A 24,261-nucleotide genomic window follows, 5' to 3' on the forward strand; every position below is an offset into this window, starting at 1 on the left:
ATGAACACCGACACCTCTCCCCGTTACGACGCCTCTGCCCTCGCCCGCTACGCGGCGCAACTCCTGCAGCACGCAGGCCTGGCCGAGGCCATGGCCGGCACGGTGGCCGACACGCTGGTGCAGGGCGACCTGCTGGGCCACGACACGCACGGCCTCGCGCTCCTGGCCGGCTATGTGAAGGAACTGGAGGCCGGCCGGATGCGGCGCGAGGGCGCTCCGATCTTGGTCTCCGACCGCCCTGCCGCCGTGCTGTGGGACGGCCAGCGCCTGCCCGGCCCCTGGCTGGTCCACCAGGGCCTGAACCTGCTGCTGCCGCGGGCGCGCGAGCTGGGCACCGCTTCGCTGGTGATCCGCCGCAGCCACCACATCGCCTGCCTCGCCGCCTACCTGCTGCGGGCGCTGGAAGAAGACATGCTGCTGGTGCTGGCCTGCTCCGACCCCAACACCGCCAGCGTCGCGCCCTTCGGCGGCACGCAGGCGGTGTTCACGCCCAACCCGCTGGCGCTGGGCTTCCCGCTCGGCGACGGCGGGGCGATGGTCGACATCTCGGCCTCCATCACCACCAACGGCATGAGCAACCGCAAGCACCACGCGGGCGAGACCTTCGAGCACGAAGTGCTCATCGACGCGAAGGGCCGGCCCTCGAAAAACCCGGCGGTGCTCTTCGACCAGCCGCCCGGCACGCTGCTGCCGGTGGGCGGCCTGTCCCATGGCCACAAGGGCTACGGCCTGGCGCTGCTGGTGGAATCGCTGACCGGCGGGCTCTCCGGCCATGGCCGGGCCGATCCGCCCGAGGGCTGGGGCGCGACGGTGTACCTCACGCTGCACGACCTGAATGCCTTCGGCGGCAAGGCGGCCTTCCTGCGCCAGATGGACCACGTGGCCGCGCAGTGCCGCGCCAACGTGCCCGCCGACGCGGCGAAGCCGGTGCGGCTGCCGGGCGAGCGCGGCCTGCAGCGGCGCGCCGAGCAGATCGCAGCCGGCGTGCGCCTGGCGCCTTCGATCCCACCCTCGCTGCAGGCTGCCGAGCAGCGCTACGGCCTGAAGCTGGCCGACGCGCTGCGCTGAGGGCCAGGAACGGCTCAGAGCGCTGCGCCCAGGCGCGCGATGCCTTCCTCGATCTTCTCGACGTTGGCGGTCGCGAAGCTCAGCCGCAAGGTCGCCAGATCGGGCTTTTCGGCGAAGAAGGGCGCGCCGGGCACGAAGGCCACGCCCTTCTCGATCGCCCGCTTGGCCAGCGCATTGGCATCGGCCAGCTTGCCGTTCGCGCCCGTCAGCCGGGCCCAGAAGAACAGCCCGCCGCCCGGCTGCGTGAACGCGATCGCATCGCCGAGCTCGCGCTTCAGCGCCGCGCCCATGGCGGCGGCTCGCTCCGCATAGACCTTGCGCACATGCGCCAGCGTGTCGGGCATGCGCCCGCTCTTGAGGTACTGCGCGGCGGTGGCCTGCGCGAACGTGCTGGTGTGGGCATCGCTGAACTGCTTGCACATGGTGGCCTTGGCCAGCAGCTCCGGCGGCGCGATCATCCAGCCGATGCGCAGGCCCGGGCTCAGCACCTTGCTCAGGCTGCCGCAATGCACCACCAGCTCGCGGCTGCCCGGGACCTCGGCGGTCAGCGACATGATCGAAGGCGGCGGCGCCTTGCCGAAATAGAGGTCGCCGTAGGGGTCGTCCTCCACGATCACCGTGCCGTGCTTCACCGCCAGCTCCAGCACCTTCTTGCGGCGCTCCAGGTTCAGCATCGCGCCGCTGGGGTTGCCGAAGGTGGGGATCAGGTAGACGAACTTGGGCTTGTGCTCGGCGATCAGCTGCTCCAGCCGGTCGACCTGCACGCCCTCGGCATCGATGGGCGCGCTGATCAGCTCGGCCCCATAGAGGCGGAAGCACTGGATGGTCGCGAGGAAGGTCGGTCCCTCGACGATCACCTTGTCGCCGGGCGAGATGAGGGTCTTGCCCAGCAGGTCGAGTGCCTGCTGGCTGCCGGTGGTCACGATCAGCCCCTCGGGCGCGACCTCCACGCCCTTGCCCTTCATGAAGGCCGAGAGCTGCGCGCGCAGCGGCTCGTAGCCCTCGGTGGCGCCGTACTGCAGGGCGCCGCCGGGCTCTTCGGCCAGCGCCTTCGAGCTCGCCTCCTTCAGCCCCTCGACGTCGAACATCGCGCTGTCCGGAAAGCCGCCGGCGAAGCTGATGATGCCGGGCTTGCCCAGCAGCTTGAAGAGTTCGCGGATGGCGGAGGTTTCGACGTTGTCGAGGCGGGTGGCGAATTGCATGGGAACCTGCTGCGAATGACGGAAGGGGTGCCATTGTCGCAAGTTCGGGCCAGGCCGCCGCCGGGCGGGGGCAACATGCATACACTGCCGGCCACGATGAAAAAAACAGCGATCGAGCCCTTCTTCGCCACCCTGCAGGCGGCCAATCCGGAACCCGAGACCGAGCTGGAGTACAGCACCCCCTTCGAGCTGCTGGCCGCCGTGCTGCTCTCGGCGCAGGCCACCGACGTGGGCGTGAACAAGGCCACCCGCAAGCTGTTCCCGGTCGCGAACACGCCGCAGGCCATCCTCGAGCTGGGGATCGAAGGGCTGGAGGGCTACATCAAGACCATCGGCCTCTACCGCAGCAAGGCCAAGCACCTGATGGAGGCCTGCCGCATGCTGATCGAGCGCCACGGCGGCGAGGTGCCGCGCACGCGCGCCGAGCTCGAGGCCCTGCCGGGCGTGGGCCGCAAGACCGCGAACGTGGTGCTCAACGTGGCCTTCGGCGAAGCCACGATGGCGGTCGACACCCACATCTTCCGCGTCAGCAATCGCACCGGCCTGGCGCCCGGCAAGACGCCGCTGGAGGTCGAGCTCAAGCTCGAGAAGCGCGTGCCGCCGGCCTATCGCCTGCATGCCCACCACTGGCTGATCCTGCACGGGCGCTACGTTTGCGTGGCGCGCAAGCCGATGTGCTGGAAGTGCGCGGTGGCGCCCTGGTGCGACTACAAGCCGAAGACGCCGGCGCCCTGAGCGCCTGCCCGGCCGCGCGAACGGCTCGCGCTGCGGCCCCTACGAGCCGCGGACTCGCTCCCTTGCGGCGCCCGCGGCGCGGCGCCATCATCGTGATTGCCATGCAATGCCGCTTTCGCCTTTTCCTGGTGTGCGCCCTGGGCGCGCTGGCCCTGCCGGGCTGGGCGCGCGACCAGCTTGGGGGACCGGCGCCGCCCCCATCGCCGGCTCCACGGTCACCGTCCGCGGCCAAGGACAAGCCGGCGAAGCTGCTCACCGATGCGCGCTTCCGCAGAACCTGGCGCGGCCTGCTCGGCGCCCACGCGCGCGAACCCTGGCTCGCCCAGATGAATGGTCCCGCTCCGGAGCCGCGCTGGGTGTACGTGGGCGGCAGCCGCTACGTGCTGCATGCCTTCTGCAAGCCGCACGACTGCCACGACAACAACGCGGTGATGCTCTACAGCCCGTTCGACCTGCGCATCCACGCATGGGTGCATCGCGGGCAAGGCAACATGCTGATCGGCACTTCATCGCCTGCCATGGCAGGCGAACTGCAGCGGCTGTGGCGCCGCGAATGGCGGGCGCCGTCGCGCTAGCCTTTCTTCAACCCTCGACCACCACCCACTCGCCGAACGCGATCGGCCGCGAGGGCCATTGGTCGGCGCGCTCCACGCAGCGCAGGCCATCTCGCAGCAGCCAGACGGCGCGGATCACGCCGGCATGCGTGATCCACAGCGCATCGCGCCCGGCAGCGCGCCATTCGTCGAAGGCTTCGCCCACCCGCCCCATGAACTCGCGCGTGCTCTCGCCATGGCCGCCCGGCCGCGCATCGGCGAAGGCGCCGGTCCAGGCATCGAGCTCGGCGCGCGCGATGCTGCGCCAGTCGCAGCCTTCCCAGGCGCCGAAATCCATCTCCGCGATGCGCGGGTCGACGCGCAGTGGCAGCTCCGGCCGCAGCGCGGCGATGGCCTGCGCCAGCAGCGCGCAGCGCTGCAGGGGCGAGCTGACGAGCTCGGTCTGCGCCGCGAGCGCCGGCGCGATCCGCTCGGCGATGGCGCGCGTCGCTTCCGGCGGCACGCCCACGTCGGAACGGCCATAGCAGGAGCCGGCCACCGCGGTGGTCTGGGCGTGACGCACGAGTCCCAGCTTCATGCCTGCCAGGCGAGCGCCAGGTAGAGGGCCAGCTCGCACAGTTGCTGGGTGGCGCCCAGCCCGTCGCCGGTGAAGCCCTGCAGCCGGCGCGCGAGCAGCCAGGCCATGTACGACGCCGCGAGCACGCAGGCGACCATGGCAGCCACGGCCTGCGCGAGCGGATGCGTGAACAGCAGCAGCAGGACGGCCGGCAACGCATACAGCACGCCCACCAGCAAAGCCCCGCCGCCGATCGCATCGGCCAGCGGCTTGGACTTGCTCGCGCTGCCGTCGTCGCCCACGTAAGGCAGCCATCGGATCAGGAACAGCGGGGCCAGCCTCGACAGCACGTGCGCCCCCAGCAAGGCGGTCGCGACGTTCATCGCGCCCTGCCCCGCCAGCGTGGCCAGCAGCGCGGTCTTCAAACCCAGCGCCAGCACCAGCGCCAGCGCGCCGAAGGCCCCGATGCGCGAGTCCTTCATGATCTGCAGCGCACGCGCCCGATCCAACGAGCCGCCCAGGCCATCGACCACGTCGGCCAGCCCGTCCTCGTGGAAGGCCCCGGTCAGCAGCACGGTCGCGATCGTCGACAGCAGCGCTGCCGCGACCGCGCCGGCCATGCCGGGCAGGCCCGATTGCGCGAGCAGGAACACGCCTGCCCCGACCGCGCCCACCAGCCATCCCACGCCGGGAAAATGCGCCGCGCTCGCACGCAGCATCGCGGGGCTGAAGCCCACCCAGGCCGCCAGCCGCCCCGTGACCGGCACGCGCGTGAAGAACTGGAGCGCCAGCAGGAAATGGCGCACGCCGTGCATCATGGGGCGAGCTGGATGCCCTTCATGGCTTCATCCCATCGTCGCTGTGGTCTTCATCCCCAACGTCCTGTCGCACGGCATGCAGTTGCTTGAGTAACTCCGGCAGCGCCGTTTGCACGGTATCCCACACCACTTCGAGGTTGATGTCGAAGTAGCCGTGGGCGATGCGGTTGCGCATGCCGCGCATGCTGCGCCAAGGCACCTCGGGATGCGCGTCGGTGAACTGGGCGTAAGCGTCCATCACTTTCGTGGCAGCCTCGCCGATGATGATCAGGCTCATGATGACGGCCTGCTGGGTGCGTTTGTCCGCAAGAAAGTCATCCTCGGCCAGCCCTTGCACGAAGCCGCACGCATCCGCCGCCGCCTGCTGCATGTGGTCGATGTAGTCGGCCAGACGGTTCTCGCTCATACCGGCTGCGCCTCGGCGAGCACCTTGGCCCGGAACTTCGGGGGCAGGTCACCCGGAGTCCGCAGATCGACATGGATGCCGAGCAGCGATTCCAGTTCGTCTTGCAGACCTCCCAAGTCGAAGAGCGTCGCGCCGGGCAACGCATCGACGAGCAGATCGAGGTCACTGCCGTCCCGGTCGGTGCCATGCAGCACCGATCCGAAGATGCGCGGGTTCGCCGCACGGAAGCGGCTTGCCGCTTCGCGCACTGCACTTCGCTTCATGTCGAGCACAACAGACGGTCGCATAGGTATCCATTCTTATCGAAACTCGTTGGGATGATAGGCAGACGCGCAATCACCATCACACCTCCCGCTGCGAGACACCGGCCGATTCAAAGCTCGCCATCTCGCGCAGGATTCGGCAAGCCGATTCGAGCAAGGGCCAGGCCAGCGCGGCGCCGGAGCCCTCGCCCAGGCGCAGGTCCAGCTTCAGCAAGGGCTCGAGCCCGAGCGCCTCCAGCAGCAGCCGGTGCCCCGGCTCGGCCGATTCGTGCGCCGCGACGCAGCGCTGCACCACGTGCGGCCGCAGGGCTTGCGCCACCAGCACCGCCGCGCTGGCGATGAAGCCATCCATCACGATCACCCGCCGCTCCTCGGCCGCCTGCAGCACCGCACCGACGAGCGTGGCGATCTCGAAGCCGCCGAAAGCCGCGAGCGCGGCCAGCGGCGTGCCCGCATCGGCGTGCAGCGCCAGCACCTCGCGCAGCAGACCGCGCTTGCGCGCCAGGCCCGCGGCATCGAGGCCGGTGCCGCTGCCGGTGCAGGCATCGATGTCCTGCCCCGTGAGCCGCGCCAGCAGCAGCGAGGCCGCCGAGGAATTGCCGATGCCCATCTCGCCCAGCAGCAGCGCGTTGCCCGGTAGCCCGCGCACCAGCGCCATGCCGTTGGCGATGGCGGCCTCGCATTGCGCCACGCTCATGGCAGGGCCGCTCGCCGCATCGGCCGTGCCCGCCGCGACCTTGAGGACGCGCAAGCCCTCGCGCGGCGCAAAGTCATGCCGCACCCCGCAGTCCACCACCGTGAGCGCCAGGCGATGCTGTCGCGCGAGCACGCTGACGGCCGCGCCGCCGGCGAGGAAGTTCTCCACCATCTGCCAGGTCACGTCGCTCGGATAGGCCGAGACGCCGCGTGCCGCGAGGCCATGGTCGCCCGCGCACACCAGCATCTGCGGCGCCGCGAAGGCAGGCGTTTCGCTGCCGAGGATCAGGCCCAGCCGCAGGGCCAATGCCTCGAGCCGGCCCAGCGCGCCGAGCGGCTTGGTCTTGTGGTCCAGCAGGTGTTGCACCCGCGCGGCAAGCGCGGAATCGTCAATGGATTCGACGGCGGGGAGTTCAAGCTTCATTCGATCAGGGAGCGCAGCGCGCCCGCTTCAAAGTGGGAATCGATGTGGTCGGCCAAGCCGTCGAACACGGCCTCCAGCGTGCGCGCACGCGCGCCGAAGAGCGCCTGCAGCACGGCAGGGTCCTCGAACAGGCCATGCAGATAAAGGCCCAGCACATTGCCCCGAGCGTTCTGCCAGGCCAGGTCCTCCGGCATCACGGCCCGCGCGCGATCGCCGGCGGCGGCCATCGCCGGATGCTGCGCGGTCTGGCCATGATGGATCTCGTAGCCGCGCACCGGCACCTCCGACAGCGCGGCCCACGGCCCCTTCAACGCGCCGAAGCGTGCCTCGCGCAGGCGCACGGTCTTGTCCTCCTCGAACACGGTGACCAGCGGCAGCAGGCCGAGCCCGGGTCCATTGCCATCCACGCCATGCGGATCGATCAAGGCCTCGCCCAGCATCTGCAACCCGCCGCAGATGCCGAGCACCGCGCCACCGCGCGCCGCATGCGCCGCCACCGCGCGGTCCAGCCCCTGCGCACGCAGCCAGGCCAGGTCGCCGCTGGTGTTCTTGGAGCCCGGCAGCACGACCCAGTCCGCATCGGCCAGCTCGGCCGGGCTGCGCACCCAGCGCAGCCGCACACCCGCCACGTTCTTGAGCGGCTGGAATTCGTCGAGGTTGCTGATGCGCGGATAGGCGACGACGGCGACCGTCAATCGGACTTCACCGCCGGCCGTGCTGCGCTCGTCGAAGACGCCATCCTCCTCGGGCAGACCGTGCTGCCACCACATCGGCAGGGTCGCAACCGTCGGCACCCCGGTCAGCCCACGCAGGCGCTCGGGCGCTGGTGCGAGCAGCGCTGCATCGCCGCGGAACTTGTTCAGCACGAAGCCGGCCAGCAGCGCGCGGTCGGCCTCGGGCATCAGGGCCCAGGTGCCGTAGAGGTGCGCGAAGGCGCCGCCGCGATCGATGTCGGTCACCAGCAGGCAACGCGCATCGGCATGCCGCGCCACGCGCAGGTTGACGATGTCGCTGTCCATCAGGTTGATCTCGGCCGGCGAGCCGGCGCCTTCGATCACGACGATGTCGTGGTCGGCCCGCAGCGCATCGAGGGCCTGCGCGATCTGCGGCCAGACCCGTTCGCTGCGCCCGCGCCAGGGCAAGGCCGTGAGCTCGGCGCTCACCCGCCCCATCAGGATCACCTGGCTGTGCGTGTCGCGCTCGGGCTTGAGCAGGAGCGGATTCATTCGCACATCGGGCAGCGCGCGCGCCGCCAGCGCCTGGAAGTACTGGGCGCTGCCGATCTCGCCGCCCGCCACCACGCGCGCGTTGTTGCTCATGTTCTGCGCCTTGAAAGGCGCCACCTTGAAGCCCTGGCGCGCATACCAGCGGCACAGCGCGGTGGCCAGCCAGCTCTTGCCGGCACCGCTGGTGGTGCCCAGCACCATGACGCAACGGGCCTTGTCGCGCCCGACCTTCTGATTCATCCGCGGATTGTCGTCGACGCCCGGTCGAGGCGACACGCAACCGGCGGCAAAGGCTCAGCGCGCTGCCACCTGCGCCTTCGCACCGGCCGCGGGTGCTGCATCGGCCGTGGCCGGGTCACTCCAGCCTCCGCCCAGCGCGCGAATCAACCCGACGGTCGACTGGTATTGCGCCGACCTCACCTGCAGCGCCTGGCGCCGGTTGCGCAGCTCGCTGCGGCGTGCGTCCAGCAGGTCGAGCTGGCTGATGTAGCCGTTGCGATAGCGTGCGTCGGACAGCTGCGTGGCCCGGCTGGCCGAGGCGACCGCCTTGGCCTGCACCCCCGATTGCGAGTCGAGGATGCGCAGCGCGGACAGCTGGTCCTCCACGTCCTTGAAGGCGGTGAGCACCTGGTCGCGGTAGCCCGCGAGCGCGCCGTCGAGCTGGGCGTTGGCGCCCTGCACGCCGGCCTCGCGCCGGCCGCCATCGAGCAGCGGCAGCGACAGCAGTGCGCCGATGCCCCAGGAACGCGCCGACCACTTGAACAGGTCGCCGATGTCCGAAGAGGCATAGCCCGCGCCGCCGGTCAGTGCGATGTTCGGGAACCACGCCGCCTGCGCCACGCCCACGCGGGCCTGCGCCGCCAGCACGCTCCGCTGCGCGGCCGAGACATCGGGCCGGCGCGTCAGCACGGTGGCCGGCACGCCGGCGGGAATCGCGGGCAAGGCGGTGGCCCACTTTTCGGGCTTCATCTCGAAGCTGGAGGCGGCCTCGCCGGTCAGCACCGCGAGCGCATGCTCGAGCTCGGCGCGGCGCCGATCCAGCGTCAGCGCCTCGGACTCGGTGGAGGCCATCTCGGTCTCCACCCGCGCCACGTCGAGCTCGGCGATGTCGCCGGCCTGAAAGCGCTGCTGCGTGAGCCGCAGCGTGTCCCGGTAGGCCTCGACGGTCTCGCGCACCAACTGCCGCTCGTCGTCGACGGCGCGCAGCGAAAGGTAGGTCTGTGCCGTCTCGGCCTGCACCAGCAGGCGCGTGCTCTGCAGCAGGCCGGCGCGCGATTCGGCGTCGAGCCGGGCCGCATCGCTGGCCTTCGAGAGCCGCCCGAACAGGTCGAGCTCGTAGGAAAAGTCGAGGCCTGCCGTGATCAGTGTGGAAGGCGTGGTGCTCTGGTTGCGGTCCAGCCCGCGCTGCCGGCTCGCGCCTGCGCCCAGTCCGAGCTGCGGCGAGCGGTCGGCGTCGGTGCTGCGCGCCAGGGCGCGCGCTTCGGCCAGCCGCGCCGCCGCGGCCTGGATGCTGTTGTTGCTGGCGTCGGCCCGCGCGACCAATGCATCGAGCACCGGGTCGTTGAAGGCGCGCCACCACTCGCCGCGCGGCTGCGCCTCGGCGGGCTTGGCCTGCGTCCACTGGCCTTCTGCCGGTGCCGCGGCCTGTTCCTTGAACTGGGCCGGTGCCTGGAAGCTCGGCGCTTCGGGCGTTGCGGTCGCACAGCCGGCCAGCACCAGGGCCGCCAGGAGCGGCACCAGCGCTGCGCGCCAGGGCCGGGTGAAAGTGCTTCGATCGAGTTTCATGATCTGCTTTCTTGTAGTGAGGCGCGTTGCGCCATCAGTCGTGCGTGCTCAGGGGCGCAGCGGGTTGGGGCCGCAGGCCACCGCCGCCGCCGGCACCGGAACCGCTGTCGTGGGGCGCGCCATGCGGCGCCGCCGGATGCTGGGCCGAGACGAAGCTGTCGTCGTCCGCCACGTGCGGCACTGCGCCGTGCAGCTTGAGCGGCCGGTTGCCCGTGAGCTTGCGCAGCGTGACGTAGAACACCGGTGTCAGGAACAGGCCGAAGGCCGTCACGCCGATCATCCCGGCGAACACCGCCACGCCCATCGCCGAGCGCATCTCGGAGCCCGCGCCCGTGGCCAGCACCAGCGGCAGCACACCCATCACGAAGGCCAGCGAGGTCATCAGGATCGGGCGCAGCCGCAGGCGGCTGGCCTCGATCGCGGCCTGTATCGGCGTTCGCCCGGCGAACTCGAGCTCGCGTGCGAACTCCACGATCAGGATGGCGTTCTTCGCGCTCAATCCGACCAGCACGATCAGCCCGATCTGCGTGAAGACGTTGTTGTCCCCGCCGGAAATCCACACCCCCGTCATCGCGGCCAGCAGGCCCATCGGCACGATCAGGATGATCGACAGCGGCAGCGTCAGGCTCTCGTACTGCGCAGCCAGCACCAGGAACACCAGCAGGATGGCGAGCGGGAACACCAGCAGCGCCGAATTGCCGGCCAGGATCTCTTGGTAGGTCAGCTCGGTCCACTCGTAGCTCACGCCCTTGGGCAGGGTCTCGGCGGCGATGCGCTCGATCGCGTCCTGCGCCTGGCCCGAGGAGAAGCCCGGCGCGGGACCGCCGTTGATGTCGGCCGCGAGGTAGCCGTTGTAGCGCATCGCGCGCTCGGGGCCGAAGCTCGAATTGACCTTCATCAGCGCCGAGAGCGGCACCATCTCGCCCGTGTTCGAGCGCACCTTGAGCAGGCCCACGTCCTCGGCGCGCGCGCGGTACGGCGCATCCGCCTGCACGCGCACGGTGTAGGTGCGGCCGAACTTGTTGAAGTCGTTCGCATACAGGCTGCCGAGGTAGATCTGCATGGTGTCGAAGATGTCCTGCACCGGCACGCCGAGCTGGCGCGCCTTGGTGCGGTCGATGTCGGCGTAGAGCTGCGGCACGTTGACCTGCCAGCTGGTGAACATGCCGGCCAGCTCCGGCGCCTGGCGCGCCTTGGTCATGAAGGCCTTGACCGCCGCGTCCATCTGCTCGTAGCCGACCGAGCCGCGATCTTCCAGCTGCAGCTTGAAGCCGCCCGTGGTGCCCAGGCCCGCCACCGGCGGCGGCGGGAACATCACGATGAAGGCGTCCTGGATGCCGGCGAACTGCTGGTTGAGCTGGCCCGCCACCGCCCCGCCGCTCTGGTCGGCGCGCTTGCGCTCGTCAAAGGGCTTCAAGGTCGCGAACACGATGCCCGAGTTCGAGCTGTTGGTGAAGCCGTTGATCGACAGGCCGGGGAAGGCCACCGCGTCCTCGACGTTCGGGTTCTTCTTCGTGATCTCGCCCATGCGCTGGATCACCTCTTCCGTGCGGTCCAGCGTGGCGCCGTCGGGCAGCTGCGCGAAGCCGATCAGGTATTGCTTGTCCTGCGCCGGCACGAAGCCGCTGGGCACCGCCTTGAAGAGGCCGAAAGTCACGCCGATCAGCGCGAGGTAGATCACCAGCATCAGCGTCTTGCGCGAAATCACGCCCTTGACGCCGCCGCTGTAGGCCTCGGCACCGCGATGGAAGAGCTTGTTGAAGCCACGGAACAGCCAGCCGAACACGCGATCCATGCCGCGCGTCAGCGCATCCTTGGGCTCGTCGTGGCCCTTGAGCAGCAGCGCAGCGAGCGCCGGCGACAAGGTCAGCGAGTTGATCGCCGAGATCACGGTGGAGATCGCGATCGTCACCGCGAACTGCCGATAGAACTGCCCAGTCAGCCCGCTGATGAAGGCCAGCGGCACGAACACCGCCACCAGCACCAGCGCGATCGCGATGATCGGGCCCGAGACCTCGCGCATGGCGCGGTAGGTCGCCTCGCGCGGCGTCAGCCCGGCCTCGATGTTGCGTTCGACGTTCTCGACCACCACGATGGCGTCGTCCACCACGATGCCGATCGCCAGCACCAGGCCGAAGAGCGACAGCGCGTTGATCGAGAAGCCCAGCACGTGCAGCACGGCGAAGGTGCCGATCACCGACACCGGCACCGCCAGCAGCGGGATGATGGAGGCGCGCCAGGTCTGCAGGAACAGGATCACGACCAGCACCACCAGCAGGATGGCCTCGAGCAGCGTGTGCACCACCGATTCGATGGAGGCACGCACGAACTGCGTCGGATCGTAGGCGATGCGGTATTCCACGCCCTCGGGCATGTTCTTGTTGATCTCCGCCATCGTCTTGCGCACGTTGGCCGAGATGTCGAGCGCGTTGGAGTTCGGTGCCTGGAAGACGCCGATGCCGACCGCCGAATCGTTGTTGAGCAGCGAGCGCAACGAATAGTCGGCCGAGCCGAGCTCGAGGCGGCCGATGTCGCGCAGCCGCGTCACCTCGCCGTTGGCACCCGTCTTGACGATGATGTCGCCGAACTCCTCTTCGCTCTGCAGCCGGCCCTGGGCGTTGATGGACAACTGCATGTCCACGCCCGGCAGGCCCGGCGAGGCGCCGACCACGCCGGCCGCCGCCTGCACGTTCTGGCCGCGGATCGCCGCCACCACGTCGCTGGCCGAGAGGCCGCGCTGCGCCACCTTCTGCGGGTCGAGCCAGACGCGCATGGAGTAGTCGCCGCCGCCGAAGATCTGCACCTGGCCCACGCCCTCGATGCGCGCCAGCCGGTCCTTGACGTTGAGCACCGCGTAGTTGCGCAGGTAGGTCATGTCGTAGCGGTCGTTGGGCGACACGAGGTGCACGACCATCGTGAGGTCCGGCGCGCTCTTGACCGTGGTCACGCCCAGGCGCCGCACTTCCTCGGGCAGGCGCGGCTCGGCTTGCGAGACGCGGTTCTGCACCAGCTGCTGCGCCTTGTCGGGATCGGTGCCGAGCTTGAAGGTGACGGTCAGCGTCATGACGCCGTCGGTGGTCGCCTGGCTGCCCATGTAGAGCATGCCCTCGACCCCGTTGATCTGCTCCTCGATCGGCGTGGCCACCGTCTCGGCGATGACCTTCGGGTTGGCGCCCGGGTACTGGGCGCGCACCACCACCGAGGGCGGCGCGACTTCGGGGTATTCCGAGATCGGCAGGCCGCGCAAGGCGATCAGGCCGGCGATCAGCATCAAGAGCGAGAGCACGCCCGCGAAGATCGGCCGATCGATGAAGAACTTGGATAGATTCATGATGTTGTTTCCCTCGGGGATGCCGCCTTCACTCAGGCGCTCAAGATTTGGCGGCGGTGGCCACGCGCTGTGTCTGCGCGTCGGCCTTGGCGTCCATGGTCACCGTCGCCGGTGCCACCAGGGCGCCCGGACGGATGTGCTGCAGGCCGTTGACGACCACGCGCTCGCCGGCCTTCAGGCCCTTGGTCACGACGCGCAGGCCGTTGACCGGCGCGCCCAGCGTGACCTCGCGCCACTCGGCCTTGTTGTCTTCGCCGACCACCATCACGAACTTCTTGTTCTGGTCGGTGCCGACCGCGCGCTCGCTCACCAGCAGCGCCGTGTCGCTGCGCGACTGGCCCATGCGGATGCGGGCGAACTGGCCGGGGATCAGCGTGCCGTCCTTGTTGTCGAAGGCGGCGCGCACGCGCACCGTGCCGCTCTTGGCATCGACCTGGTTGTCGATCAGCTGCAGGCGACCTTCGTAGGGGGTGCCCTCGAGGCCGGCCGTGCCCATCTGCACCGGAATGCCGTCGAGCTTGCCGCGGGCGCCGGCGCCGGGCGGCAGGTCCTTCAGGGCCTTGACCACCACCTGCTCGTCGGCGTCGAAGCTGGCGTAGATCGGGCTGACCGACACCAGCGTCGTCAGCACCGGCGCGCCGGGGCCGGCGGCGACCAGGTTGCCCACGGTCATTTCCAGCTTGCCGACACGGCCCGACACCGGCGCCTTCACCTGCGTGTAGCCCAGGTTCAGGCGCGCGCTCTGCAGCTGGGCCTGCGCGGCGCGCAGGCTGGCCTCGGCCTCGCGGCCGGCATTGACGCGCTCGTCCAGCTCGCGCTGGGCGATGGCCTTGTCGTCCCACAGGCGGCGGGCGCGCTCCTGCTCGCTGCGCGTGAAGGCCGCGCGGGCCTGGGCCGAGGCAACCTGCGCCTCGGCGCGCTCGACTTCGGCCGCATAGGGCGCCGGGTCGATGGTGATCAGCAGATCGCCCTGCTTGACCAGTGCGCCTTCGCGGAAGTGCGCCGCCAGCACCGCGCCGGCAACCCGCGAGCGAACATCGACCCGTTCGACCGCTTCGAGCCGGCCCGAGAACTCGTCCCAGGTGTTGACCTGGGTCGCGGCCACCACGGCCACCGACACGGGCGTGGCCCGCGGCTCGGAGACCGCAGGCGCATTGTTGGCCTCGGCCTTGAAGCTGGGCAGCCCGAGCAGGACGGCCGAGGCGATCGCCACCAGGGCGGTGATGCCGGTCACGGCGGGCCAGATGCGGCGGCTGACATTCGACTGCTTGTTGTTCGTTTGCATGATGAAGGTCCTCGTTGATAACTTTGAAAAGCAACAGCCCGGCCCGCAGCCCCATGGCAGCAGGAAGGCGAAATCCGGCACCGCCGGTCAGGCCGGCGGATCCAGGAAGGTTTCAGAAAAGGTCGACCGGCGAAGCCGGCTGGGGCCTAGGCCGGGGGTGGCACCGGCGGCACCGTGGCAGCGAAAAATGCGCGCAGATGCCCACCCACTGTCTCCGAGCACGCGCAATCCCCTGAGGTGGGGTCATACAACTCGTCCGGACACTTCGCGGCCGAAGGCAGCAGCGCCTTGGTGACCGGGATGCCCGCCTCATGCAGCCGCCGCGCGAAGCTCAAGGCCTCGTCGCGCATGGCGTCGTCTTCACCGACCAGCACCAGCGCCGGCGCCAGCTCGGCCAGCCTGAGCGATGCACCCGGCACCGCGTAGGGATGCGTCGCGTTCATCGGGCTGCTGAGGTATTCCTGCCAGCCCGAAGCCCAGCGGCAGCGGGTGACGTCGCCCGAGGCCTGGCGCAGCGACAGCGTGCCGGCGCAGGGGTCGAGCATCGGAGACAGCAAAATCTGGCCGGCCAGCGGCGGATGGGCGCGATCGCGCGCCATCAGCGCCACCGCGGCCGCCAGGTTGCCGCCCGCCTCTTCGCCGGCGAGGTACACGCGGGCACCCTTGCCGGCCAGTTTGACGCGCTGCTTGTAGAGCCACTCCAGCGCAGCGAAACCCACTTCGATAGGTTCGGGGAAAGGCTTCAGCGGATAGGCCACCGACAGCACCACCGCGCCGGCGGTTGCCAGCAGCCGCGCCACGTTGCGGCCGTCGTCCAGGTTGCCGCTGGTGAAGGTGCCGCCATGGAAATGCAGCACCAGCGGCACCGCCGCCCCCTTGGCCCGCTGGCCGTAGAGGCGCGCCTGGACCGGCTCGCGCTCCGGCAGCGGAACGCTGATGTCGGTCTCCGTACCCGGCGCAGCGGCGCCCGCCGGGGCCTGGGCGGCTTCAGCAGGACGCGGGATGGGACGGGATGACATTGGAACAACCTCGATGGGTGACGATGGGTTGAATATTAAGGGCCTCATTGGCGACTACAACAAGTTGCGCAACCTCACTCTGTTTCCAATCGGCTAACAATCGCCTAAGACGGCACATGTCAGAATCCGCCCCCCGCCCCTTCACGCGGGTTTTTCCCTAGGAGCATCGATGGACCAGATCCAAGGCATGCGGATCTTTGTCCGCGTCGTGGAAGCCGGCACCTTCACCCGTGCCGCCGACTCGCTGGGCCTGCCCAAAGGCACGGTCACCAAGCAGATCCAGGCGCTGGAGTCTCGTCTGCATGTGAAGCTGCTGAACCGCACCACGCGGCGCGTGACCGTCACGCCCGACGGCGCCGCCTATTACGAGCGCACGGCGCGCCTGCTGAACGACTTCGACGACATCGAAGCCGGCATGACCAACGCCCAGGCCAACCCGACCGGGCGGCTGCGCATCGACGTGGGCTCTTCCACGGCGCGGATGATCATCCTGCCGGCGCTGGCCAGCTTCAGCGACCGCTACCCCGACATCCAGCTCGACCTCGGGGTGAGCGATCGCCCGGTCGACCTGATCAGCGACAACGTGGACTGCGTGATCCGGGCCGGCGACCTGACCGACCAGTCGCTGGTGGCGCGGCGCATCGGCACCCTCGCCTTCGTCACCGTGGCCTCGCCGGCCTATGTCAAGCGCTACGGCATCCCGCAGCATCCGAGCGACATCGAGAAGCGGCACCATGTCGTGAGCTATTTCGCGGCCGGCTCGCGCCGCGTCTATCCGCACGAGTTCCAGAAGGGCGACGAGCACATCGAGATCGCGGGGCCCTACCGCGTCTCGGTCAACGAGGCCAATGCCCACCTGGCCGCCGTGCTGGGCGGCTTCGGGCTTTCGCAGTGCATCACCTTCATGGCCGACCCGCACATCGAAAGCGGCGAGCTGATCGAGCTGCTGCCGGAATGGACGCGGCCGCCGCTGCCGGTGCATGTGGTGTATCCGCCCAACCGGCACCTGAGCGCCAAGGTGCGGGTGTTCGTGGACTGGGCGGCGGATCTGTTCGCGAAGAATCCGAAGCTGCAGCGGCGCTGAGGCTCAGGGCTTCGCGGCTTGCCAGGCGCGGCGCAGTGCCGCCTGGCTGGCCGGCGGCAGCACGGCGAGGCGCACGTGGCCCGGCAGGCCGAAGGAACGGGCATCGCGCAGCTGGACGCCCGCCTCGCGCAAAGAAGTCGAACGCGGCGCATACGGGAGATCGGGGCGGGCGCAGAAGTAATTGGCGACGCTGCGCAGGACGGACCAGCCCATCGCGGCGCACAGGGCCTGCTGCTCGCGCTTCCAGTCGCGCAGCCGGTCGCGAGTGCTCGCAAGCCAGTCCTGCGTTTCGGACAGCGTCCAGGCTTCGAGCAGCGCCACGCCATGCGCACCCAGCGGCCAGGAGGGCGCGAGTCGCGTCAGGCGCTGCACCATCCCAGTCGCTTCCAACGGGGCGATCGCATAAGCCGCGCGCACGCCGGTCAGGCCCAGGGCCTTGTTGGGCGTCCAGAGTTGCCAGACGCGGTCCTTCTGCGCGGCGCTCAAATCCAGCCGGCCTTCGAGGCGCAGCGGTTCATAGGCCAGGTCGAGCACGCAGGGGGTCGTGACCGCCAGCGCGTCGACCAGGGCCCCCAAGCCCGGTTGAACCTGGCCCAGCGGACTCGACGGATCGCAGCACCAGGCCAGCGCGCTGCCGGCCGGCGACTCGGGTTCGCGCCGTACGTCGAGGCCCCAGGCTGCGGCGGCCCGCCCATAGTCGCCATAGCTGTGCCGCGGCAGCCAGACCCCGCGACCGCCCTGCTGCGCGACTGCGGCCGTGATGCGCGCGATGAACTCGCTGGCGCTCGCGGCGATCACGATGCGTTCGGGGGCGACGGCGTGGAAGCGGCCCAGCGTCTCGCGCAGCGCGGTATGGCGGGGGTCGGGGTAGCGGCCCGCATCGGCTTGCGCCAGCGCCTGCAGGGCCCTCGGACAGGGGCCGCAGGCATTGGCGTTGGTCGAGAAGTCGTGCAATCCCGCGCCGCGGGCGTCGGGGCCGCCGTGCAGGGCTTCTTCGGCGGCGTCTGGAGCGGGGATCATGCGCCGGGCCATGTTGCCTGAAGGACGAAGGCGAGCGCCGCGAGGGCGCCCGTCATCCAGACCACCCTGGCGCCCAACGCTGCCGCATGCCGGGTATCGGCGGCCGTGGGCTCGCGGCCTGCCGGGTTCAGCACGTAGACGCCGGGTTTGGCGAGACGCACGTCCAGGCGCAAGGCCATGGCGGCCATGGGCCAGCCGCTGTTGGGGGATGGGGTCAGGCGGGCCTCGCGGGGAAGGGATCGGAGCACCCTCACCCCAGCCCTCTCCCGCGAGCGGGAGAGGGAGAGAGAGCAAGGCAGGGTGAGGAGCAGGGCGGTGATGCGCGCGGGCAACCAGGAGAGCACATCGTCGGCGCGCGCGGCCCATTTGCCGGCCCAGTCCCAGACATGGCCGTGGCACTCGCCGCGGTAGCCCCACATTGCGTCGGCGGTGTTGGCGAAGCGGTAGAGCGCTGCGCCGGGCAGGCCCAGCAGCAGGAACCAGAACAGCGGCGCGACCACCGAGTCGTTGAGGTTCTCGGCCAGCGACTCGATGGCGCTCTCGCGCACCGCGCCTTCGTTCAGCGTGCGGACATCGCGGCTCACGAGGTGCGTGAGGCGGGTGCGGCCTTCGGCGAGCGAGCAAGCCAGTGCGGCTTCGACCGCCAGCACCTCGTCGCGCAGCATGCGCCAGGCGAGCAGGGGCTTGAGGGCAAGGCCGAGCAGCAGCGCGGCAGCCCAGGATGGCAGGCGGGCGGCAGCGGCGGTCAGGGCAGCGGCCGCCAGTACGACCGCTGCGGCGCCGACGCACCAGGCCAGCGCACCGGCAGCGAAAGGTCCGGATCGGGCGGGCGGTGCGACGTCGATCCGGGGCGCGATCCATCGTCCGGTCCGGCCGAGGTAGCGCCCCATCCAGACGACGGGGTGCCAGCGCGTCGGGGCCTCCGCCGAGCATGCGGTCGATCAAGAGGGCGAGGACGAGGCCGCTGCGTGGACCAGAGGCGGGTGCCCCTGATTCCTCAGCCTCCCCAGAGGGGAGGGAGCAGGTGTTCAGGGCATCTCAATCCCGATGCCGCGCTGGGCGGGGATGCCGGCCTTGGAAGGCGTGCTTGATCATCTGCATTTCGGTCACGGTGTCGGCCAACTCGATGATTTCCGCGGGGCAGCGGCGGCCAGTCAGCACCACGTGCACTTCGCGCGGGCGCGTGCGCAGCGTCTCCAGGACCCCCTCGAGCGGCAGCCAGCCGTAGATCAGCGGATAGGTGATCTCGTCCAGCACGACCAGGAAGTGCTCGCCCGACAGGATCGCCGCCCTCGCCTTCTCCCAGCCTTCGCGCGCGAGTTGCGCCGAGCGCTCGAGGTCCTGGCTCTTCCAGCTGAAGCCGTCGCCCAGGCCCTCGATGGGAATGCCGATCTGCTCGAACATGCGGTGCTCGCCGAAGCGCGCGCTCGGCACCTTCATGAACTGGAAGATCTTCACCGCCTTGCCGCGGCCGTGCGCGCGCAGCGCCAGGCCGAAGGCTGCCGTGCTCTTGCCCTTGCCGTCGCCGGTGTTGACGATCACCAGGCCGCGGCGCTCGCCCTCGGGCTTCTCGTAGGGCTTCTCGCTGGGCGGGGTTTCGATTTGCATGGAATGTCCTTGTCGATGTGTCAGTGCGGTATCGCGATCCATTGATCCGCCACGCGGTGCACGACGACGCGGCCGTCGAACACCGACTCCAGCGCCTGGTGGGTCGCCGGGTCATCGCAGCCGCCCTGGTGCAGCACGCGCCCGCCGGCCATCACCACCATCGCATCGGCGGCGAGCGCGACGTTGAGCTCGTGCAGCACGCTGATGACGGTGCGGCCCTCGGCCACCAGGCCGCGCGCGACCGCCATCCAGTCGGCCTGGTGCGGCGGGTCGAGGTTGGCCAAGGGCTCGTCCATCAGCAGCAGTTCGGCCTCGACGGCGAGCGCGCGCGCCAGCAGCACGCGCTGCCGCTCGCCGCCCGAGAGCTGCCCCAGTGGACGCTCTCGCCACTCCCAGGCCTGGGTGCTGCGCAGCGCGCGCTCGACCGCGGCGCGATCGGCCTCGCTGGGGGCCGCCAGCCAGCGCTGGTGCGGCAGCCGGCCGAGCATGGCGACGTCGTAGACCATCAGGTCGTCCGCACTGTCCTCGCCCGGCCCGCCCTGGCCCAGCCAGGACAGCCGACGCGCGCGCGCACGGCCCGGCAGGGCCGAGAGCGGCTCGCCCCCCAGCCGCACCTCGCCGCGATGCGCCAGCAGCCCGGCCAACGCTTTCAGCAGCGTGGACTTGCCGGCGCCGTTGGGCCCGACGATGCTGGTCCAGCGCCCAGCCGCCAGCGCGAGGTCGATCGCATGCAGCACCTCCACGCTGCCCAGCGTGGCGCTCAAGTGCCTGGCTTCCAGTGCCGTCGCCTGCATCAGAAGCCTCCGCGCGCGCTGCGCCGGTGCATGAGCCATAGCAGGTAGCTGCCGCCGAGGACGGCCGTCAGCACGCCGACCGGCAGTTCCTGCGGCGCGATCAGCCAGCGCGCGAGCAGGTCCGCCGCCATCAGCAGCAGGCCGCCCATGGCGGTGGACAGCACGAGCAGCCGCGCATGCGTGGTCTTGACGGCCGAGCGCACCAGGTGCGGCGAGGCCAGGCCGACGAAGGCGATCAGCCCGGTCTGCGCCACCGCGGCGCCGGTGGCCAGCGCCAGCACCACGACCAGCGCGGCGCGCATCGCGCCCAGCGGCAGGCCCAGGCTGGCCGCGGTGGATTCGCCGAGCGCGAGGCCGTCGAGCAGCGGCGCCAGCATCCAGCCCAGCAGCAGGCAGGCCGCGCCCAGCGCACCCATGACGGCGCAGGCGCTCCATCCGACCAGGCCGGTGCTGCCGAGCATGAAGCCCACGATCGCCTGAAGGATGTCGGCCGAGGCGATGGTGATCAGGTCCTTGGCCGCCCCCAGCACCACGCCGACGATCACGCCCGCGAGCAACAGCCGCAGCGTCTGCTGCACGCCGCGCGCAAGCAGCAGCGTCAGCAGCACCGCCAGCACCGCGCCCAGGAAGGCCGCGCCGGTCAGGCCCAGGCGCACCACCCATTCGGTGCTGGTCGGCGAGACGCCGAACATCGCCAGCGCGATGGCCACGCCCAGCGAGGCGCCCGAGGCGCTGCCGAGCAGATACGGGTCGGCCAGCGGGTTGCGGAACAGGCCCTGCGCCACCGCGCCCGCGAGGCCGAGCAGCGCACCCGCGAGCCAGGCGCCGAGCGTGCGCGGCAGGCGGATGTCCCACACGATCTGCAGCGCGACCGGGTCGTGGCGCGCATCGAGCACGCTTTCGAAGCCGGTGCTGCCAATGCCCGCACCCAGCACCAGCAGCGCCGCGCCCAGCGCCAGCAGCACGATGCCCAGCGCCAGCGCGCGGCGGTGCTGGCTTCTCACCCGGCGGCGCCTCCGCGCGCCTTCTGCCGGAGGCAGCCCGCCATCAGCCGCGCGGCCTCGCCCATGCGCGGGCCCGGGCGCACCAGCACGTCGGACTCCTCGGCGGTGAAGCGGCAGACGCGGCCCTCGCGCACCGCGCGGATGCCGCTCCAGCCCGGCCGCTGCTCCAGCCCCTGGGCGCTGCGCGCGCCGACCATGATCAGGTCGGGATCGGCGCGCACCACGTATTCCGGGTTGAGCTTGGGAAAGGGCCCGAGCGAGGCCGGTACGATGTTCTTCACGCCCAGCCGCGTGAGCGTCTCCCCGATGAAGGAGCTCTCGCCTGCCGCATAGGGCGCGTTGTTGACCTCGAAGTACACGCGCGTGCGCGCGGCGCCGGCCGGCAGCGACTGCGCCGCCGCCGAGACGCTGGCATCGATGGTGCGCCACACCTGTTGCGCATCGCCGCTGCCCAGCACCTGGGCCACCGCGTCGAGCACGCGCCGCACGTCGACATGGCTCTTGGGCTCGAGCACCAGCACCTTGAGGCCCAGCGCCTCCAGGCGCCCGGTGACGCGCGAGGACTTGGCGAGTAGCACCACGTCGGGCTTGAGCGCGACGATGGCCTCGACGTTGGGATCGATGCCGCCGCCGACTTGCGGCAGCGCACGCACCGACTCGGGCCAGTTGGAATAGCGGTCGACGCCGACCAGCCGGTCGCAGCCGCCCAGCGTGCAGACCGACTCGGTCAGCGAAGGCAGCAGCGTCACGATGCGCTGCGGCGGCCGCGGCAGCTCCACGCGCATGCCGCGCTCGTCGGTCACGACGACGGCGTGGGCCGCGAGCGCCCACAGGGCCAGCAAGCCGGCGAACAGGCGCCTGGCGAAGGAGTTCATGAAGGATCTTTCAGGCTCAGCGGGAGGCCGGCCGCCATCAGCGTCACGCGATCGCAGGCGGCCGCCACGGCCTGGTTGAGCCGGCCCAGCGCATCGACGAAGGCACGCGTCTCGCGCCCCATCGGGATCACGCCCAGGCCGATCTCGTTGCTCACCAGCAGCACCGGGCCGCGGGCCTCGTGCAGCGCGTGCAGCAAGACGGTCTGCGCCGTGTCGGCAAGCGACGGCGCTGCGCAGCCGGATTCGGCGGGCATCAGAAGATTGGTCAGCCACAGCGTGAGGCAGTCGACCAGCACCAGCGTGCCGGGCTCGCTGTGCCGGGCCAGGGCGGGGCCGAGCTGGATCGGCTCTTCCACCGTGACGAGCCCGGGCACGCGCCGTGCCCGGTCGGCGCGATGGCGCGCGATGCGCTCGCGCATCTCCTCGTCGTGCGCGGTCGCGGTCGCGATCAGCACCGCACGATGCGCCGGGTCGAGCGCCAGCCAGCCGGCCGCGCGCTGCTCGGCGCGGCGCGACTTGCCGCTGCGCTGACCGCCGAGGATCAGCGCGCGCTCACGGGGCGTCAGGTCTTCGGTTGCCACCGCAGCGTCAGGTAAACGGCGCGTCCGCGCTGGTTGTAGCCAAAAGCGGTCTCGTAGTTGACGTCGTTGAGGTTCACGATGCGGCCTTGCACGGCCCAGTCCTTCGACACCTTGTATTCGCCATAGAGGTCCACGGTGGTGAAGTTGCCAAGCCGCATGGTATTGCCGCTGTCGTCGAAGCGCCGGCCCACGTGCAGCGCCGAGGCACCGAACTTCCAGGGACCGACCGCATAGTCGACGCCGACCGAGGCCTGGTTCTTCGCGCGGCGCGGCAGCTGCCTGCCGGTGAGCTCGTTGCGCGGGTCGAGCGAGTCGACGCTGGCGCGCAGGGTCCAAGGCCCGAACTGGCCATCGTAGCCCAGCGTCCAGCCCTCGATGCGCGCACGAGGGATGTTCTCCGGGCGCGTGGTGCTGGTGATGAAGCCGCGGATCTTGTTGTCGTAGCGCACCAGCTTCACGCTGTGGCCGTCCTGGCTCCAGGTGATGCCCACGTCGGTGTTCTTGCCCTCTTCCGGCTGCAGCGCCGGGTTGCCGAAGTTGGGGTAGTAGAGCTGGTTGAACGAGGGCGCGACGAAGCTGGTCCCGTGCGACGCATGCACGCGCCAGTTCGGCGAGATGCGATAGCCGTAGCCCGCGAACCAGGTGTTGTTGTCTCCGAACTGCGAGTTCTGGTCGTGCCGCGTGTTGAGCTGCCAGCTGTGGTTGCCGGCGCTGCCGTTGAGCCCGACGAAGGCCGAGTCGATGTCGCGCTTGGTGACGGTGTAGGCCGTGTCGCTGTTCACCTCCTGTACGCGGCGCTCCAGGCCGGCGACCACGGTGCCGATCGGCGTCGCGATGTCGTTCTGCCAGAGGTACTCCTTCTGCGTGGTCTCGAACAGGCCCGGCAGGTTGAACGGCTCCGCGACGATGTTGCGCGTGTAGTCGCGGCTCTGTGCATAGCGCAGCTGCGTCTTCCACCCCGAGGTCACGGCACCGCTTACGCCGAGGTAGGCGGTCTGCGTGCGCGCCCGGTTGCGCGTGTTCCAGTCCGGGCCGTCGTCGTAGTGGTTGATCCCCTCGGAATACAGCAGGCCGCTGTCGATCTTCCAGTCGGGGTTGATCTGGAAGCCCAGGGAGGCATTGAGCGCGCTCTGCAAGAAAGGATCGCGGTCGGGATTGAAGTTGCCGAAGGGCACCCGGCGGTTGGTCGAGGAGAAGCCCTTGTCGATGGTGCGCTGGGCGTCGAGCGAGTAGGTGAAGGGTCCCGAGGCGCCGCTGAAGCCGCCCGTGATCTGCTTGTAGCCCTCGCTGCCGAAGGTGGTCGAGGCGCGCGGATTGAAAGAGTCCTCGCCCGGCTTGCCCTTGCGCGTGAAGATCTGCACCACGCCGCCGACGCCGTCGCTGCCGTACAGCGCCGAGGCCGGGCCCTTGACCACCTCGATGCGCTCGATCATGTCGACCGGGATGTTCTCCCAAGCCGGCGCGCCGGCCGTGGCCGAGGCGTAGCGCACGCCGTCGATCAAGAGGATGGTGTGGCGGGCCTCGGCACCGCGGATGAACACGCCGCTGGCCTTGCCGGCGCCACCGTTGGAGGTGATCTGCACGCCCGCGACGCGCTGCAGGATCTCGGGCAGCGTGCGGCTGGCCTGCTGCTCGATCTGCGCGCGGTCGATGACCACCGTGTCCGACACCAGCTCGTCGGCGCGGGTGGGCGTGCGGGTGGCGGTTACCAGCGTTTCGGCCAGCGCCGGCGAGGATTGCGCCACGGCGAGTGTCGGGGTGCCGGCGAGGCCACCGAGCATGGCTGCGATGGAGAGGGACAGGAGGCTGGGCGCCGGACGGGGGCGCGGCAGGCCGCGACCATCGGCATGCGCGGAAGAAACGCAGGAAGTCATCATGGGAACACAAGAGATCATCAATGCCCGCCACCGGCTTCCCCGCCGGTGCT

General features: G+C 70.3%; 21 protein-coding genes and 2 pseudogenes. 4 read left to right on the top strand and 19 right to left on the bottom strand.

Features of this window, described 5'->3' with window-relative positions; genetic code table 11:
* The gene (locus tag GXN78_RS00760; protein WP_106558418.1) at positions 1-1,068 is read left to right on the top strand and encodes an Ldh family oxidoreductase; all 1,068 of its coding nucleotides are present in this window, start codon (positions 1-3) and stop codon (positions 1,066-1,068) included.
* A 14-nt stretch (positions 1,069-1,082) separates the two neighbouring features.
* Here GXN78_RS00760 and GXN78_RS00765 read toward each other — a convergent pair whose 3' ends face one another.
* Positions 1,083-2,270, bottom strand: a complete 1,188-nt coding sequence (locus tag GXN78_RS00765; RefSeq protein ID WP_106558419.1) for a PLP-dependent aminotransferase family protein — start codon at positions 2,268-2,270, stop codon at positions 1,083-1,085.
* A gap of 96 nt (positions 2,271-2,366) precedes the next feature.
* On the opposite strand from GXN78_RS00765, the gene nth reads away from it, so the two are divergent.
* Together nth and GXN78_RS00775 are read left to right on the top strand one after the other, a co-directional pair.
* Positions 2,367-3,005, top strand: a complete 639-nt coding sequence (gene nth / locus GXN78_RS00770) for an endonuclease III (RefSeq protein WP_106558464.1) — start codon at positions 2,367-2,369, stop codon at positions 3,003-3,005.
* A 101-nt stretch (positions 3,006-3,106) separates the two neighbouring features.
* Positions 3,107-3,580, top strand: coding sequence for an Ivy family c-type lysozyme inhibitor (locus GXN78_RS00775; protein WP_239142785.1), 474 nt, complete (start codon positions 3,107-3,109; stop codon positions 3,578-3,580).
* 7 nt (positions 3,581-3,587) lie between these two features.
* Here the strand turns inward: GXN78_RS00775 and GXN78_RS00780 are convergent, their stop codons facing one another.
* From GXN78_RS00780 to GXN78_RS00825, 10 genes are all read right to left on the bottom strand, one after another.
* Positions 3,588-4,136, bottom strand: a complete 549-nt coding sequence (locus GXN78_RS00780) for a histidine phosphatase family protein (protein WP_106558421.1) — start codon at positions 4,134-4,136, stop codon at positions 3,588-3,590.
* The gene (locus GXN78_RS00785; protein ID WP_106558465.1) at positions 4,133-4,930 is read right to left on the bottom strand and encodes an adenosylcobinamide-GDP ribazoletransferase; all 798 of its coding nucleotides are present in this window, start codon (positions 4,928-4,930) and stop codon (positions 4,133-4,135) included. Before GXN78_RS00785 ends, GXN78_RS00780 begins: the two co-directional genes overlap by 4 nt.
* 22 nt (positions 4,931-4,952) lie before the next feature.
* A complete protein-coding gene (locus GXN78_RS00790) occupies positions 4,953-5,339 on the bottom strand; it encodes a DUF86 domain-containing protein (protein WP_106558422.1) in 387 nt (128 codons plus the stop codon).
* Positions 5,336-5,626 carry a nucleotidyltransferase family protein gene (locus GXN78_RS00795; RefSeq protein ID WP_106558423.1) on the bottom strand — a complete coding sequence of 97 codons (291 nt, stop codon included), beginning with the start codon at positions 5,624-5,626 and terminating at the stop codon, positions 5,336-5,338. Before GXN78_RS00795 ends, GXN78_RS00790 begins: the two co-directional genes overlap by 4 nt.
* 55 nt (positions 5,627-5,681) lie before the next feature.
* Positions 5,682-6,722 carry a nicotinate-nucleotide--dimethylbenzimidazole phosphoribosyltransferase gene (gene cobT / locus GXN78_RS00800; RefSeq protein WP_106558424.1) on the bottom strand — a complete coding sequence of 347 codons (1,041 nt, stop codon included), beginning with the start codon at positions 6,720-6,722 and terminating at the stop codon, positions 5,682-5,684.
* A complete protein-coding gene (locus tag GXN78_RS00805) occupies positions 6,719-8,188 on the bottom strand; it encodes a cobyric acid synthase (protein ID WP_239142559.1) in 1,470 nt (489 codons plus the stop codon). The genes cobT and GXN78_RS00805 overlap by 4 nt, the downstream gene beginning before the upstream one ends.
* 54 nt (positions 8,189-8,242) lie before the next feature.
* Entirely contained in the window at positions 8,243-9,733 is a 1,491-nt protein-coding gene (locus GXN78_RS00810; RefSeq protein WP_106558425.1) for an efflux transporter outer membrane subunit, read from the bottom strand.
* 34 nt (positions 9,734-9,767) lie between these two features.
* Complete coding sequence (locus GXN78_RS00815) at positions 9,768-13,064, bottom strand: efflux RND transporter permease subunit (RefSeq protein WP_106558426.1); 3,297 nt, start codon at positions 13,062-13,064, stop codon at positions 9,768-9,770.
* Between the two features lie 40 nt (positions 13,065-13,104).
* Complete coding sequence (locus GXN78_RS00820; protein WP_106558427.1) at positions 13,105-14,349, bottom strand: efflux RND transporter periplasmic adaptor subunit; 1,245 nt, start codon at positions 14,347-14,349, stop codon at positions 13,105-13,107.
* A 146-nt stretch (positions 14,350-14,495) separates the two neighbouring features.
* Positions 14,496-15,368 carry an alpha/beta hydrolase gene (locus GXN78_RS00825; RefSeq protein ID WP_106558428.1) on the bottom strand — a complete coding sequence of 291 codons (873 nt, stop codon included), beginning with the start codon at positions 15,366-15,368 and terminating at the stop codon, positions 14,496-14,498.
* A gap of 169 nt (positions 15,369-15,537) precedes the next feature.
* On the opposite strand from GXN78_RS00825, the gene GXN78_RS00830 reads away from it, so the two are divergent.
* Positions 15,538-16,452 carry a LysR family transcriptional regulator gene (locus tag GXN78_RS00830; protein ID WP_106558429.1) on the top strand — a complete coding sequence of 305 codons (915 nt, stop codon included), beginning with the start codon at positions 15,538-15,540 and terminating at the stop codon, positions 16,450-16,452.
* A 3-nt stretch (positions 16,453-16,455) separates the two neighbouring features.
* Here GXN78_RS00830 and GXN78_RS00835 read toward each other — a convergent pair whose 3' ends face one another.
* The 8 genes and pseudogenes from GXN78_RS00835 to GXN78_RS00870 form a co-directional block, all read right to left on the bottom strand.
* On the bottom strand, positions 16,456-17,472 hold the full coding sequence (locus GXN78_RS00835) for an aminotransferase class I/II-fold pyridoxal phosphate-dependent enzyme (RefSeq protein ID WP_106558467.1): 1,017 nt from the start codon (positions 17,470-17,472) through the stop codon (positions 16,456-16,458).
* Positions 17,469-18,405: pseudogene (gene cbiB / locus GXN78_RS00840) on the bottom strand (adenosylcobinamide-phosphate synthase CbiB). Before cbiB ends, GXN78_RS00835 begins: the two are co-directional and overlap by 4 nt.
* Positions 18,406-18,500: 95 nt before the next feature.
* A pseudogene (gene cobO / locus GXN78_RS00845) lies at positions 18,501-19,080 on the bottom strand (cob(I)yrinic acid a,c-diamide adenosyltransferase).
* Between the two features lie 20 nt (positions 19,081-19,100).
* A complete protein-coding gene (locus tag GXN78_RS00850; RefSeq protein WP_106558432.1) occupies positions 19,101-19,874 on the bottom strand; it encodes an ABC transporter ATP-binding protein in 774 nt (257 codons plus the stop codon).
* On the bottom strand, positions 19,874-20,878 hold the full coding sequence (locus GXN78_RS00855; RefSeq protein ID WP_106558433.1) for an iron ABC transporter permease: 1,005 nt from the start codon (positions 20,876-20,878) through the stop codon (positions 19,874-19,876). The genes GXN78_RS00850 and GXN78_RS00855 overlap by 1 nt, the downstream gene beginning before the upstream one ends.
* On the bottom strand, positions 20,875-21,753 hold the full coding sequence (locus tag GXN78_RS00860) for a helical backbone metal receptor (RefSeq protein ID WP_106558434.1): 879 nt from the start codon (positions 21,751-21,753) through the stop codon (positions 20,875-20,877). Before GXN78_RS00860 ends, GXN78_RS00855 begins: the two co-directional genes overlap by 4 nt.
* Positions 21,750-22,334 carry a bifunctional adenosylcobinamide kinase/adenosylcobinamide-phosphate guanylyltransferase gene (cobU, locus tag GXN78_RS00865; protein WP_239142560.1) on the bottom strand — a complete coding sequence of 195 codons (585 nt, stop codon included), beginning with the start codon at positions 22,332-22,334 and terminating at the stop codon, positions 21,750-21,752. Before cobU ends, GXN78_RS00860 begins: the two co-directional genes overlap by 4 nt.
* Positions 22,316-24,211 (bottom strand): TonB-dependent receptor, encoded by a 1,896-nt coding sequence (locus GXN78_RS00870; RefSeq protein ID WP_239142561.1) that lies wholly within the window; start codon positions 24,209-24,211, stop codon positions 22,316-22,318. The genes cobU and GXN78_RS00870 overlap by 19 nt, the downstream gene beginning before the upstream one ends.
* Positions 24,212-24,261 lie beyond the last annotated feature (50 nt).

Origin of the sequence: Variovorax sp. WS11 (genome assembly GCF_010499245.1) — a bacterium.
Taxonomy (GTDB): domain Bacteria; phylum Pseudomonadota; class Gammaproteobacteria; order Burkholderiales; family Burkholderiaceae_C; genus Variovorax.